This window comes from Clostridium sp. AF32-12BH (genome assembly GCF_003477935.1).
Classification (GTDB): domain Bacteria; phylum Bacillota; class Clostridia; order Lachnospirales; family Lachnospiraceae; genus Brotaphodocola.
In genome coordinates, this window is record NZ_QUEH01000021.1 from 1 (window position 1) to 14,520 (window position 14,520).

The 14,520-nt window shown below is 49.7% G+C and carries 14 protein-coding genes and 2 tRNA genes; 1 reads left to right on the forward strand and 15 read right to left on the reverse strand.

Features of this window, described 5'->3' with window-relative positions:
- Positions 1-190: hypothetical protein (locus tag DWZ40_RS19865; protein ID WP_207664527.1), on the forward strand; the 190-nt coding region annotated here is incomplete at its 5' end.
- Here DWZ40_RS19865 and DWZ40_RS17000 read toward each other — a convergent pair.
- From DWZ40_RS17000 to DWZ40_RS17070, 15 genes are all read right to left on the reverse strand, one after another.
- Positions 173-1,174 (reverse strand): glycoside hydrolase family 25 protein, encoded by a 1,002-nt coding sequence (locus DWZ40_RS17000; RefSeq protein ID WP_118544053.1) that lies wholly within the window; start codon positions 1,172-1,174, stop codon positions 173-175. The two genes, DWZ40_RS19865 and DWZ40_RS17000, sit on opposite strands and share 18 nt — an antisense overlap.
- Before the next feature lie 176 nt (positions 1,175-1,350).
- Positions 1,351-3,783: a homocysteine S-methyltransferase family protein gene (locus DWZ40_RS17005; RefSeq protein ID WP_118544054.1), complete on the reverse strand. Its 2,433-nt coding sequence runs from the start codon at positions 3,781-3,783 to the stop codon at positions 1,351-1,353.
- A 156-nt stretch (positions 3,784-3,939) separates the two neighbouring features.
- Positions 3,940-4,593, reverse strand: coding sequence for a vitamin B12 dependent-methionine synthase activation domain-containing protein (locus DWZ40_RS17010; protein ID WP_118544055.1), 654 nt, complete (start codon positions 4,591-4,593; stop codon positions 3,940-3,942).
- Positions 4,594-4,679: 86 nt separating this feature from the next.
- The gene (gene metF, locus DWZ40_RS17015) at positions 4,680-5,537 is read right to left on the reverse strand and encodes a methylenetetrahydrofolate reductase [NAD(P)H] (RefSeq protein WP_118544056.1); all 858 of its coding nucleotides are present in this window, start codon (positions 5,535-5,537) and stop codon (positions 4,680-4,682) included.
- Positions 5,538-5,592: 55 nt separating this feature from the next.
- Positions 5,593-5,997, reverse strand: coding sequence for a hypothetical protein (locus DWZ40_RS17020; RefSeq protein ID WP_118544057.1), 405 nt, complete (start codon positions 5,995-5,997; stop codon positions 5,593-5,595).
- A 153-nt stretch (positions 5,998-6,150) separates the two neighbouring features.
- Complete coding sequence (locus DWZ40_RS17025) at positions 6,151-7,503, reverse strand: S41 family peptidase (protein ID WP_118544058.1); 1,353 nt, start codon at positions 7,501-7,503, stop codon at positions 6,151-6,153.
- A 29-nt stretch (positions 7,504-7,532) separates the two neighbouring features.
- Positions 7,533-8,852 (reverse strand): peptidoglycan DD-metalloendopeptidase family protein, encoded by a 1,320-nt coding sequence (locus tag DWZ40_RS17030; RefSeq protein ID WP_347560120.1) that lies wholly within the window; start codon positions 8,850-8,852, stop codon positions 7,533-7,535.
- A 2-nt stretch (positions 8,853-8,854) separates the two neighbouring features.
- A complete protein-coding gene (gene ftsX / locus DWZ40_RS17035) occupies positions 8,855-9,763 on the reverse strand; it encodes a permease-like cell division protein FtsX (protein WP_118544059.1) in 909 nt (302 codons plus the stop codon).
- A complete protein-coding gene (gene ftsE / locus DWZ40_RS17040) occupies positions 9,753-10,439 on the reverse strand; it encodes a cell division ATP-binding protein FtsE (RefSeq protein ID WP_118544060.1) in 687 nt (228 codons plus the stop codon). The genes ftsX and ftsE overlap by 11 nt, the downstream gene beginning before the upstream one ends.
- 2 nt (positions 10,440-10,441) lie before the next feature.
- Positions 10,442-11,530, reverse strand: coding sequence for a helix-turn-helix domain-containing protein (locus DWZ40_RS17045; protein ID WP_118544061.1), 1,089 nt, complete (start codon positions 11,528-11,530; stop codon positions 10,442-10,444).
- A 192-nt stretch (positions 11,531-11,722) separates the two neighbouring features.
- Positions 11,723-12,313, reverse strand: a complete 591-nt coding sequence (locus DWZ40_RS17050; protein ID WP_118544062.1) for a class I SAM-dependent methyltransferase — start codon at positions 12,311-12,313, stop codon at positions 11,723-11,725.
- Positions 12,314-12,323: 10 nt separating this feature from the next.
- A complete protein-coding gene (locus DWZ40_RS17055) occupies positions 12,324-13,157 on the reverse strand; it encodes a S1-like domain-containing RNA-binding protein (RefSeq protein ID WP_118544063.1) in 834 nt (277 codons plus the stop codon).
- A gap of 166 nt (positions 13,158-13,323) precedes the next feature.
- Complete coding sequence (locus tag DWZ40_RS17060) at positions 13,324-14,046, reverse strand: acyl-ACP thioesterase domain-containing protein (protein WP_118544064.1); 723 nt, start codon at positions 14,044-14,046, stop codon at positions 13,324-13,326.
- 193 nt (positions 14,047-14,239) lie between these two features.
- Positions 14,240-14,311: transfer RNA gene (locus DWZ40_RS17065), tRNA-Gln, on the reverse strand.
- Positions 14,312-14,338: 27 nt separating this feature from the next.
- A tRNA-Gln gene (locus DWZ40_RS17070) sits at positions 14,339-14,410 on the reverse strand.
- Positions 14,411-14,520 lie beyond the last annotated feature (110 nt).

A 14,520-nucleotide genomic window follows, 5' to 3' on the forward strand; every position in this document is an offset into this window, starting at 1 on the left:
GAATTTACTTTTGCACTGGAATTTACTTTTTCAAGTCAGCGCAAACCGTCACCACCTTTTAAAACAATTTAGCACAGTAAGTATCAAAGGGGCGAAAGTTCCCGCAGCCGCCATGCATGGCGGCTGCGGGAACTTTCGCCCCTCATTCGTTATCGTGCAATATTGTTTAATTTTACGATTCGGACGGTGATTTGGTCAGCTGGCTCTCATCCTGTCCGGCTGCCGGGGTTGGGGAGGTGCTGGTCTGGACCACTCCTCCTGCCTGGGTGCCAGGGCCGGTCTGTCCGTCAGAAGACTGTCCTGCGGTCGGGGTTGCCTGGGTCTGTCCGGATGTCTGCATATTTACGCCTGGACCGCCGCTGTTTGAAGAGCCAACGGTATAGGTTTTGCTTGCAGCTGCATTTGCCAGTTCCGGATAATCATAATAGGAAACCTCCAGGCAGACATTGCCGGTAATCCCGGCTACGGTTCCGGTTTCCGTAAACTGCCAGATCTTGCGGTTTGCGAAGTCTCCGTTTGTTCCATAGCGGGCATACCAGATGTCATACGGAATCTGGGAGAGATCGATATGTTTCGTCAGCCATTCATTGTTTCCGTACAGCATCGGACGGTATCCTGCGTCTGCAATGGCTTTGCAGAAAATGTTTACATGATTTGCCAGTTCCTGCGGTGTTTTTCCGTTGTCCATCAGGTATTTGGATTCCACATCATATGCAACCGGGTAAGAGATCGGATAGTCCTTGATCTTATCCAGCACAAACTGCGCTTCCTGGCGCACGGTGTTCTCATCCAATGCTCTTGTGTAATAGAACACGCCGACACGGATTCCGTTCTGGAGTGCGCCTGCTATATTTTCTTTGAAATACGGATCCTCTTTCAGGTAAGGCTCTTCGCTGTCCATATAAGCCACACGGATCATGGCGAAGGTTACACCGTCTGCTTTCATGGCTGCCCAGTCGATCGGACCAGCCTGGTTCTGATATTTGGAAATGGTAACGCCCTTTGCGACCGCCCCCGTGATCTGGGTTCCGTCACTCCGGTAGAAGTTCTGGTTTTCTATCCTTAAAGTTTCCTGTGCTGCCATAGCAGGTGCGGTTGGATTCTGCATGGCAAATAACCCGCAGAGTGCCAGCGCCGCCAGGCATCTGCCTGTATGTTTCTTATGAAATAACATAAAAATCTCCCTTCTGTCTGATTATACTTTTGTCATGTGTTTTAGTGTAATCCAGACGGAAAGGAGATGCAATGTCTATTCTTTTAAAAATTTCTTACTATTTTGTATGTTTGCCAAACGCGTTGTTGTTCACGCAATACGCAAGCAGCAATGCCCAAACGACATTTCATACCAATCTACGCAAACACCTGCTCTGCGTAATTGACCGATGCCATCGCGTCGCGGCAGTACTGGTCTGCCCCCATGGTATCGGCATACTCCTGGGTCAGCACGGCGCCGCCCACCATAACCTTGACCCATGGTGCTTTTTCGCGAAGCTGTACAATGGTTTCTTCCATGCTTGGAACGGTTGTCGTCATCAGCGCAGAGAGACCGACCAACTGAATGTGTTTCTCCACTGCGGTCTCCACAATCGTCTCCGGCGGAACATCTTTTCCGAGGTCCAGTACGTCGTAGCTGTAGTTTTCCAGAAGGACCTTTACGATATTTTTTCCGATATCGTGAATATCCCCCTTTACCGTAGCCAAGATGATGGTTCCCTTCTTCTCCTGCTTCTGACCGCTGGCATCCATCTTTTCTTTGATGATCTCAAACGCGCCTTTCGCAGCCTCCGCGCTCATCAGAAGCTGCGGCAGGAACATGGTGCCTTTCTCAAAGCCTTTTCCCACAACATCGAGTGCCGGAATGATCTGGCTATTGATGACATCCAACGCATCCTGGGTTTCCAGAAGTTCTCGCGCCGCATGTACCGCCTGATCCTTCAGGCCTTTTACAATGCTGGCATGCAGATCAGAAGTTCCCTGACCGCCTGCTGCTCCGGCTGCGCTTCCTGCTGCCGAACCGCCATTTCCAGTCACCGCGCTCTGTCCCAGGCTTGCTACCTGACCGCTGTAGACGGAAATGTACTCACTGCACTGCGGGTCTAAATTCATCAGCGCGCGGAAGCTGTAGTACGCACGCATCATCGCCTCGGAATTCGGATTGATGATTGCAGCGCTTAAGCCATTCTGCATCGCCATGGTGAAGAACGCCGCGTTGATAATCTCTCGCTGCGGAAGTCCGAAGGAAATATTGGACACACCTAAAATGGTCTTTCCATGGAGTTCATCACGCACCCGTCGTAATGTTTCCAGTGTCGTGATGGCGCCCTGGCTGTCTGAACTTACCGTCAGGCAAAGCGCATCGATCACGATATCTTCCGGTCCGATGCCATACTCGGCTGCGGTCCGGTAAATCTTCTTTGCCACCTCGATACGGCCTTCCGCGGTTTCCGGGATACCGCCCTCATCCAACGCCAGTGCAACTACAACACCGCCGTATTTCTGCACCAGCGGGAATACGGTGCGCATGGATTCTTCTTTGCCGTTGACAGAGTTGATGAGCGGCTTTCCGTTGTATACACGCATAGCCCGCTCCATAGCTTCTGCATCGGTCGTGTCGAGCTGAAGCGGCAGGTCGATGATGCTCTGCAGTTCCCGCACTACTTCCTCTAGCATAGACGGCTCGTCGATTTCCGGAAGACCTACGTTTACATCCAGCACATGGGCACCGTGATCCTGCTGGGTCACACCTTCGCGGAGAATGTATTCCAGGTTGTGGTCACGCAGGGCCTGTTTGAACTTGGATTTTCCGGTCGGATTGATGCGCTCTCCGATGATGACCGGATTTTTGCCGATCTCCACTGCCTGTGCAAACGAAGAAACCACGGTACGGTTCTTTTTCGTAACCGGAACCGGCTGTTTATCCCGGCAGCGCTCTGCCACCATGCGGATATGCTCCGGCGTGGTACCGCAGCAGCCGCCCACAATGCGGGCACCCATATCCACGATTTCTTCTACGGTCTTTGCGAAATGTGCCGCATCGATATCGTAAACGGTCTTTCCATTCTCGCTTCTTGGAAGACCTGCATTCGGGTTGATCATCACCGGAGTGGAGGAAACCTCCAGAATGTCCTTCAGGATTTCTTTCATCTGAACCGGACCAAGTCCGCAGTTCATGCCCAGAACATCCACACCAAGGCCCTCTAACATGGCTACGATCGAAGCCGGACTTCCACCGGTTAACAGCTTTCCGCGCTCATCAAAAGTTACCGTGACAAAAATCGGGAGATTGCAGCTTTCCTTTGCCGCCAGCACCGCTGCCTTGGTTTCATAGCTGTCGCTCATGGTCTCGATGAGGACAAAATCCGCACCTGCATCCGCACCGATCTCCACCACTTCCCGGTAAATCGCATAGCAATCTTCAAAAGCCAGGTCGCCCATCGGTCTTAGCAGCTTTCCGGTCGGTCCCATATCCAGACCGATCCAGGCCTGCTTTCCACTCTGGCGGATCGCTTCTTTCGCGTTTGCTACTGCCGCGCGGATCACCGGCTCCAGCTGAAACTCGGTTGTTTCATTATATTTTAAGCGGTCAACACCGAAGGTATTGGTTGTCACGATATCCGCGCCAGCCTCCAGATAAGCCTTGTGGATCTTCACAAGCTCCTCCGGGTGGGTGATGTTCCAGGTGCCCGGAAGCTCTCCCGGTTTTAAGCCCGCTTCCTGTAAAAGGCTTCCCATTCCTCCGTCACAAAACAGGATGCGTTTCTGTAGTTCCTGTACTATATCCATAACCAAACTCCTTCGTGTTTTCATTTTTTTCATTGTCAGGCAAACAATGACCGTTGCTACTTTGTATATCTGCCTTGTCTCAAACTGCACGAAAAGGCAAACGAATGACGCCAAACACCAACTCTTGCCGCTTCGTACGCCTGTATTGTCCGAATTTTACCTGCGATACGCGCAGTCCCGCTTTGCGCAGACTTCGCACCCCTGCACCGTGCAGTTTCTCGGCAGGCGGCTCAGTCCGATGACCGCGGTCACCGATTTGGATGGTGCCATAAGAAGGCTGTCCGTCAGCGTCACACCGATCCGTTTTGAAAGTTCCAGTGCCGGTGCGATCTGCCGCTGGCATTCCAGCGGAAAATCCCCATAGCCCGGACTGAATCTCGGGCGCAGATACCAGCCCTTTTCCTGATAGGCTTCTTTCAGCTTCTGGTTTTCTTCGTCGCAGAAGGTCTCCAGCATGGCAACCGATGCCGCCTGCATGACCACCGCCTTGCTCATCTGGATCATATTATAGCGGTGCAACAATACATCCACCTGACTGCCAAGCGTTGCCGCAAACAACAGGATCTGCTCACAGTCCTTTAGATTCCGCTCCAGGCTTTTACTCCTTGTCTGAAAACAGGTCATATCGATCACGTGGTCCTGAATAGACAGCGGATACTCCCTCCAGGTTACCCGCGGGGAAGCTACCTGCTCCAGTTCCTGCTTGCACTGGGCGATCAGGACTTTCGTATTTTCATCTGGCACAATTCCATTTTTGCAGCCAAGATAGCGCAAAAGTTCCCGGTCATTCCACTGAAATGTATTTCCCATGAATAAAATTTCTCCGTAGTTTCTGGTCTCTGTTCACGCATGTAAGCCATTCAGCCCTTGCCAGTGAACAAAAATCCATATTTTTCCTACCGTATGATCTCAGAAAGGCTGTTTTTGATCTGCGCAGCCACATCCGGCTTATTCATGGAATAAACGTGAATGCCGTTCACATGGTTTGCGATCAGGTCGATGATCTGCTCCGTCGCATAAGCAATACCAGCCTGCTTCATGGCTGCCGGGTTATCTCCGAAACGGTCTACGATCGCCTTAAAGCGTGCCGGAAGGTAAGTTCCGGACATGGAACAGATGCGTTTGATCTGGGCTACATTGGTTACCGGCATGATGCCTGCGATCACCGGAACCGTAATGCCTTTCTCGCGAACCCGGTACAGATAATTGTATAAGATATTATTGTCAAAGAACATCTGGGTAGTCACAAAGTCGCAGCCAGCCTCAACCTTTTCCTTCAGATGCTGAATGTCTTCGGTCTTGTTTGCAGATTCCACATGCCCCTCCGGATAGCAGGCAGCACCGATGCAGAAATCGCCGGATGCCTTGATCTCCGCAATCAGCTCGGAAGCATAGCGGTAATCCTTCTCTACCTTGCCGTCCTTCGGGATATCGCCGCGCAGAGCCAGTACATTTTCAATGCCCTCTGCCTTTAACTGATTCAGAACGGAATGCACCTTCTCCCGGGTAGAGGAAACACAGGTCAGATGCGCCAGCGGGGTTACGCCCTTCGCCTTTAAAGAAGCGGCAATGTTCACCGTGTACTGGCTGGTTCCGCCGCCGGCACCGTAGGTAACGCTCATGAATGCCGGATTCAGCTTTGCAATCTCGAAAGCGGCTGCCTCTACAGACTCATATTTGTCCTCCGTCTTCGGCGGAAACACCTCAAAGGAAAGTGTCGGTTCGTTTTTTGCAAGAATATCTCTGATCTTCATCGGTATAAAATCCTCTCTTCATACTTGTTTTGGTTCAATCCACAATCGGTCTGAATTAAAAAATCCCTATCAATGCGTTCACCAGACCGCCCACCAGACTGATGATCCAGAACAGAACCACAATGAACACATACAGAAAAACCAGTTTTTTCACCGGATTTTGGGTTTTTGCATCCGTTTTTTTCGCGGTCATTTTCCTGTCAGCAGTTTCCGTTGTTCGCGGAGTGTTCACTGCAGGCTTTGCTGGTTTATATGCCGCCTTTTGCTTTCCGGTCCCGTTTTTCACAGGATCCGGATCTTCGTTGTGATAGCTGCAGTGCATTTCATGCTCTGGATGCCGCTCATTCAGATAGTAGGTTACATTCATATACACCGGGTCCTTCACCCAGGATCTGCATGCACTGCAGTAATGGGCATGTTTCATCACCTGGTCGCACACCGGACAAATTCGCTGCATCATAAAATGGCACCCCCTCACGCGATTTGTTCTTTAGTATAGCATAACATTTTGAGATTTTCCATTTTCTACGCAATATTTTCCAAAAACAACAATATCGTTAACATAATAGGACCGTAGAAATCGCCTTCGGCAACTTCCACGGTCCATCGTTTTTCAATGATATTGTTCCTTCAGCGCCTCGATCGCAGCCTGCACCTGGTTATCCCGTTCTAACGGGATATCATACTGTCCGATGAGGTCTTCGTCAATCTGCTGCTCGACTTCCACATCCGGGGTCAGGCCTTTTTTATGCAGGTCATGACCGGCTGGTGTGTAATAGTGGGCAGTCGTGATCTTGACTGCAGAGCCGTCGGTTAACGGGATCAGGCTCTGCACGATTCCTTTTCCAAAAGAGGTAGTTCCAACCAGAGTGGCTGCACCATAGTCCTGGAGAGCACCGGCAAATACTTCTGCCGCACTGGCGGACTGTCCGTTGATGAGAACAGCAATCGGAACATTCAGCTCATGATCATCTGCTTTTGAGAACACGCCATCTTCCGTGCTCGTCCCCCTGACATCATGGCGGGTCTGACCGTCCTGACAGTAATAGCGTTCTTCCTGCCCGGTCTTGGTTGCAGTGGAAAGAATGGTGCCGTCATGCTGGTTTTCCGGCAGAACATATGCAGCCATCTCTACACAGGAGGTCACCACACCGCCCGGGTTGTCGCGCAGGTCAATAACCAGACGTTCCATTCCCTGCTGTTCCAGATCTGAAACGGCATCGATAAACTGCTCTGCCGTTACGGTATCAAACTGGGTTACCAGGACATAGCCGGTCTTGTCCGGCAGCATCTGGTGTTCTACAGTTGCCACTTCTACCATGCGTCTCTGAATGTGAAGCGGGATTTCTTCCGTTCCGCGCAGCACCGTTACATCAACATAGGTGCCTTCCTCGCCGCGGATGTATTCCTGAACCAGAATATCGAGTTCTTCCTCGGCCGCAGAGACGTCTTTTACTTTATAAAGAATATCGCCTTTCTGCATCCCTGCCTCTTCCGCAGGGGAACCCGGGAATACGCGGAGTGCCGTCACAATTCCGGTCTGGACATTCTTGCTCACCAGAACACCAATGCCGCAATAAACACCGGAAGTCTCTTCGGTTAAAGAACTGTACTCGTCCGGCGTATAATATACCGTGTACGGATCGTCCAGCCCAGCCAGCATGCCTTTGTAGATGCCGGTTTCCATCTGCTGTGCGTCCTCATCAAATAAAAAGTAGCGGTCTATGATCTGCTGCAACACGGAAATTTTTGCATCGACCTGTTTTAAATCGACCCGGGTGCGCACCGCATCGCTTCCGGTTCCAGAAGCTTTGGTATCCTGAACCTGGCTTTCGATCACCGTCCGCCCGATCACGGAAATACCAGTAGCTACGCCTACAATGCCAAAGCCCGCGAGTGCAGTCACAAGGGAACCTGCTAAAACGCCTTTCCAAAATTTTGTCTTGCCCTTATTCTCTTTTTCCAATGATGTCACCTCGTTTATTCTGTTTCCCTTTACGGACTTACATAAGACTGCGGATTTACATACCGTCCGCCGGACCGGATTCCAAAGTGCAGGTGAGATCCCGTGGAATACCCCGTGGAGCCAACCTTTGCAATGGTCTGTCCCTGTTTTACGGTCTGGCCTTCCGATGCCAGCAGCTGGGAGCAATGCATGTATACCGTGTATACACCGCCTCCATGGCTGATCATGATGTAATTTCCCGCAGAATAGCTGTAGGTCGATACGACGACCGTGCCGGATGCTGCCGCCACAATCGCTGCCCCGGTCGATGCCGGGATATCGATGCCCTGATGGTTGCTGGACGCTCCCTTGGTCGGTGAGGTTCTGCTTCCAAAACCGGAAGAAATTCTGCTGCTGGATGGACATGGCCACTTAAAGCTAATATTCCCAAGACTGGCAACATTATACGATGCGGCTTTATCCGTAGCGGAAACCTTTTTTCCTTCGGCTTCTGCTTTCTTGCGCGCCTCTTCTTCTGCCTTACGGGCTGCCTCAGCCTTCTTGCGTTCTTCCTCTTCTTTCCGCTTGATCTCTGCCTCGATCTGCTTGATCTTGTTTTCCTGGGCAGCCAGATCAGCATTGTACTGGTCTACCTGGCTCTGCGCCGTATCGATCTGACCGGCATAATTCTGCATTTCCTTATTTTTCTGGGCACGCAGCGTCTTAACCGACTCCTGCTTGGCCCTGGTCTTCTCCTGCATATCCACAAGAGCCGCCTTATCGTCCTTTAATTTCTGCTCCTCATCCGCAATAGCCTGCCTGGTAGCTGCGTATTCATCCAGCTTTTTCCGGTCATAATTCGACATCTTGTTGATGTACTCCGCCCGGTTCATCAGCTGTACCATATCTGTCGACTGAAACAGCATGTCAATATAGTTGGTATTTCCCTGTTCATACATATATTTGATGCGCAGCTTCATATCGGCATACTGTTTGTTTTCTGTCTCTTTCGACTGTTCCAGGGCAACTCCCGTGTCGGCGATCTCCTGCTCTTTCGTGCTGATCTGGGAAGAAAGCTCATCGAGTTCTCCTTCCAGTTTGGTCAGGCTGCCATCCAGTTCTTTCACATAAGCAGCCGCATCATTCTTTAATCCTTCCAGGTTTTTGATCGTCGCCTGTACTTTTTTCTTTTCTTCTTCAATGGAGCTGACTTTCTTTTTCGCCGCTTCCACATCCTGTTTCGTTGCGTATGCAGTCTGGAACGAAGACATCGCCATGGCAGCACCAATCAGCGCCGCCGCAATGCGTTTTCGTATTCTTTTCCAATTGCAGTTTCCCGCAACGGTCATATCTCTATTGTTTTTATGCATGCTTACACCTTCATATACTTACGGATGGTGAAAAAGCTTCCCAAAAAGCCGATTCCCACGCCAAGGAGCATGGATGCCCCGATCATAAGCGGGTAGATCTGTGCTACCGGAATAAAATAGAACAGATCCGACAGAACCTGAAACCGCTCCGATAAATAGACGATTCCCTTCGTATAAAGGAAATAGTTGCCAACTAACGGAATCAGGGCACCGACCAGACCGATCATCACACCTTCTACGATGAACGGTGCACGGATCATAAAATTGGTGGCACCGATCAGACGCATGATCTGACATTCCTGTTTGCGAAATGCCGCTGCCACGGAAATGGTGTTGTTGATCAGGAACAGCGAAACCGCCAGCAGCACACCGATGATCAGGGAGGATAACACGCCGATCACCCGGTTAAAGCCGGCAAAGCCTGCCACAGCCGTATTGGAGTAATTCACCTGACGCACTCCGTCTAAGCTCTGTAAATAAGCCACCAGATCATTCTGCTGAGAAATATCGTTTAAAAAGATCTCATAAGAAGCAGAACCGGCAAGCGGGTTGTCGTCCACGAAACCTTCTGCCAGTTCCTCATGCCCTGCAAAATATTCCTCTTTAAAGGAATTCCAGGCATCCTCCGCAGAGATATAGTACATCTCCCGGATTTCCGGACGCTGGTGGATGACTTCGCCAAGACTCTGAATGTCTTCCTCGGTCATGTTCTCATTGAACAATACCGTGATACCTACGGTGCTCTCCACATGCTTTACCATATACTGGATGTTGGCAATGATGGAAAAAAACAGACAAAACAAAAAAATACATGCAGAAATCGTCGCTACAGAAGCAAGCGAAAACCAGATATTTCTGCATATATTTTTCATGCCCTCTTTCATGCAATACCAGAATGTACTAATCTTCACGGTTTGATCCACCCTTTCTTTCGTCACTCACCAGACGTCCTTTGTTCAGGGTGATGACCCGTTTGCCCATCTGGTCTACAATTTCCTGACTGTGTGTTACGACCACAACCGTAGTTCCAAGCGCATTGATCCGCTCCAGAAGCTTCATGATCTCTGCTGCATTCTCATGATCCAGGTTTCCGGTCGGCTCGTCCGCAAGAAGTACCTCCGGCCGGTTGATCAGGGCGCGGGCAATGGCTACACGCTGCTGCTCGCCTCCGGAAAGCTGCTGCGGATAACTTTTGTACTTTGCGGAAAGTCCCACCAGCTTTAACATCTGCGGAACGTCTTCCCGGATCTTTCTGGTAGAAGCACCTACCACTCTCTGGGCAAATGCTACATTTTCAAATACTGTCCGGTCTTTCAAAAGCCGGAAGTCCTGAAATACAACGCCAAGTCTGCGGCGGTATTTCGGTATGTAACGACGCGGCATCTTCTGGAGATCCATATCGTTTACAACGATCCGGCCGGAGGAAGGTTCTGCCTCTTTCATCAGAAGGCGGATCAGGGTTGATTTTCCTGATCCGCTCCGTCCCATGATAAAGACAAACTCTCCGTCCTGGATGCGGATGTCAATGTCTTTCAATGCCTTGCTTCCATTCTCATAGGTTTTACTTATATTACAAATTTCTATCATGATTAATAATCCAGGTTCTCCATGTATTTCATATACTTCACAACCATTAACGCGATTTTAAAGGTGATAGCATCCTCAAATACCCGAAGGTCCAATCCGGTGCTCTTCTGAAGTTTATCCAGACGGTAAACCAGCGTGTTTCTGTGGATGTAGAGCTGACGGGAGGTCTCGGATACGTTTAAGCTGTTCTCAAAGAACTTATTGATGGTGGTCAGCGTTTCCTCATCGAACTCATCCGGGGATTTGCCATCGAAAATTTCGCGGATAAACATCCGGCACAGCGGCAGCGGCAGCTGATAGATCAGGCGGCCGATTCCCAGGGTTCCGTATGCAACCACATTCTTTCCGTTGTAGAAGATCTTGCCTACATCCAGGGCCATCTTTGCTTCCTTGTAGGAGCGGGAAACTTCCTTGATGTCGTTAACTACGGTACCGTAAGCCACGCGCACTTTGGTCATGGCCTCGGAGCTTAACATATCGAGGATCACGCTGGCAGTCTTGTCCAGGTCTGCATAGTCCTCGTTCGGTTTTACTTCTTTCACGAGAATGATGTTCTTTTCATCGACTGCGGTGATAAAGTCCTTGGTCTTGGTTGCAAACAGGCTGCGGACAGTCTCAAGCGCATTCACATCCTTTTCCTGCCTGGTTTCGATCAGGAATACCACTCTGCGGACATTGGTCTCAATGTGCAGCTTTTTCGCACGATTGTAAATGTCAACTAACAGCAGATTATCAAGAAGCAGGTTCTTGATGAAGTTGTCCTTGTCGAAACGCTCTTTGTAAGCGACCAGCAGGTTCTGGATCTGGAACGCTGCCAGCTTTCCTACCATGTAGACATCGTCACTGCTTCCCTTGGCAAGCAGAATGTATTCCAGCTGATGCTCATCAAACACCTTAAAGAACTGGTAACCCTGGATCACCTGGCTGTCTGCCGGTGAATCCACAAAGGAAAGAATGGAATTTTCGTACTCTTCTGCCTCTGGAAATGTGGAAGCCAGCACCTTGCCCTCTGTGTCGCAGATACACAGATCAATTCTGGTGATTCCCTTCAGGCCGTCGATGGTTGTCTGAAGAATCTGGTTTGAAATCATAATATTCACTCCTTAATCCTTATTTCGTAATACCGCCCCGTTTTGTAAAATCGCACAAACATAAAAGGACCCATATCGTATATTTTAATGCACTTTGCAGAAAAAAGCAAGCAAGTATCCAATACTTGCCTGCCTTTTTTGATGTTTTATTGTCTAAATTCAATAAAATCTTTTCAAAATTTTTTCTGTACATCAGGATATTTTCTTTGCAAGTACGTTTAGGAGTTTTGCTCCTTCTCCCCGGTCTTCATCTTCTGTAGTCCAGATCTTTAAGATTTCCAGACGACCCGTTTCTGTTAAGATGCGCTCCAGTTCTTCTTTTGTATATTCGCAGAAGTACCGTCCGCTTCTCTGTCCCTCAAAGTCTCCTTCCTGGAAGGAAAGGAATAAGATTCCGTTCTGGCACAGTGCCTCGGTCAGTTTTTCCAGGATACCCGGCAGTTCCTCCTCCGGTACATGGATCAGCGCTTCGTTCCCCCAGATGCCGTCAAATGCATCGTCAAACTCCATGTCTTCATAATCCATGCACAGCACCTCCAGGCCTGTGTGGATCTCTGCAAGCTTACACATTTCCTCGGAAGCATCCAGTGGAGTTACATCAAAGCCCTGCTCGTAAAATGCCAGGCTGTCGCGGCCGGAGCCGCACCCGAGATCCAAAATGGTGTCGCCATCGATTTCGCGGAGTTCCTCTAAGAACTCCTCCCGCTGCGACTCCATGTCACGATCTACCGTATCCTCAAAAATTCGCGACGCATACTTATTATAGTATTCTATCGTGTCCAAAACTATCCTCCTATATTCTCTCTATGGTTTTCTCCGTAATACGGATCTTATTTTCTTTCAGTAATTTGCCGACTGCGCGCTTAAATGCGTTTTTGCTCAGTTTAAATTCCCGCATGATGGTTTCTGGTCTTGCCTTGTCATTGAACGGCAGAACTCCGTCAAATTCATCGATGACCTTTAATACAAGCTCGGCATCCTCATCCATCTGCATGTAGGCTTTCTGACGCGGGCTTAAGTCCAGCTTGCCGTCGTCACGTACCTTCACAACACGTGCTTCGATCACATCGCCCAGATGGAAATCTCCGTAGAGCTCCTTTTTCGGGATGAGGCCGTAATAGCGGTTATCCACTGCCACAAACGCACCAAGGTTCTCATTGATCTCGTAGATGGTTCCCTGTACTTTATCATCTTTCTTGTACGGGGACTCTGCACTCATGTAAGAATATACATTCATGGTCGCTGCGAGTCTCTGGCTCTTGTCCACATAAAGCGCAACCAGGCAGTTTTCGCCCTGACGCACCTTGTGGTTCTGCTCCTTAAACGGAAGCAGCAGGTCCTTCTCCAGCCCCATGTCGAGGAATGCGCCGATCTTTGCCACATCCTTTACGGTCAGGACTGCAGTCTCTCCAACCTGTAATTTCGGACGGTTGGTGGTTGCAATAAGACGGTCCTGGGAATCCTTGTAAACAAACACTTCCAGGCTGTCGCCCACTTTTGTGCCTTCCGGCACCTGTTTTTTCGGCAGGAGCACCGAGTTTTTATCGGTCTGGCTCTCGCCAAGATACACTCCGAATTCTTTTTCTCTCTGAACTACAAGGGGCTGTATCTTTCCTAATTCAATCATTTGGTTCTCTCTTTCTGGTCGTTCCTTCACGACCGCTTACCTGCCCGCAGCCATGCTGTTCACGCAAGCGTGCCCAGCATCGTGATTTTGCCGATGCTTCGCATTCCAAATCGGCAAAATCTGCTGCCACAACTGTATTGTACGGAATTTTCAGTGCAGAAAATTCCTACTCTGAACAGTAACTTCGCAGCCACACAATGGCATAAGGCTTTCCTTCTGTATCGCACAGGGCTACGGTATAGCACCCTGCTTCCACGCTGACGCGCGGTATCATGTTGTCGCCGAGGACTGCCGCTTTTTTGTACTCCACCCTAAGCTCCCGGATGCAAAGCCCTGCCGGCAATACCTCCCGCGCGATTTCCACATACTGGGCATTGTTCACATGGTGGTTGGTATCGATGTGATGCGCCGCCACTGCAATGACCGGATATTCCTCATATTCCGCCGGAAGCGGGATTCTTCTCGGTGCATAGTCCATCGGAAGTTTTTCCTCCTGCCCGATGCCATAAGCCGCCACATCTTCCTCCCCGACACGAACCGGACAGCCGGACTCCGTGTCAAAGAAAAACCAGTTGGAATTGGCCCGTACCAGATAATTGCCCTCCGGGTCCTGAATCGTAAAATTACGGTACCCGTAAATGCCCTTAAAGGCATACGGCCAGGTGCTCACCACGATCCGCTCTCCTAACTTCGGATAACGATCCACAATGATCTGCCAGGAAGACAACAGCCATGCCCGGTGCTTCTTTGTCAGGTAATCGATTCCCTGATTCAAGTCCTCCGACTGAAACGTCGAACAGTCCTGGAGATAGTTGATTACCCCGGTCAAAGAAAGCTTCCGCTCCTCATCTACCTCGCTGTAGCGCACCCTGCTGTCAAATGAATACATGATTGTCCTCCTTCTGGTCACGATATCCCACGGTTGTCTCACGGTCCCTGGATTTCTTCCGAGAAATCCGCAAAATGGAAATCGTCCCTTATTATCTCACATTCCTCGTGGATTCACAACTGTTTTTCTAAAAGAATTGTTAGAACTTTTTGTACAATACAAAAAAGCTTCCGAAAACCGGAAGCTTTTTCAGCTGGGCTACAAGGATTCGAACCTTGAAATGACGGAGTCAGAGTCCGTTGCCTTACCATTTGGCGATAGCCCAATAATAATCGGATATGAAGTTTTTGAACTGGGCTACAAGGATTCGAACCTTGAAATGACGGAGTCAGAGTCCGTTGCCTTACCATTTGGCGATAGCCCATCGCTGCAACGAGTGTTATTATATACGATACCACCCGTTTGGTCAAGCACTTTTTTCAAAAAATTTTATTTTTTTCAAATTTCCTGAAAAAGTGCCTGATTTACGCAGTT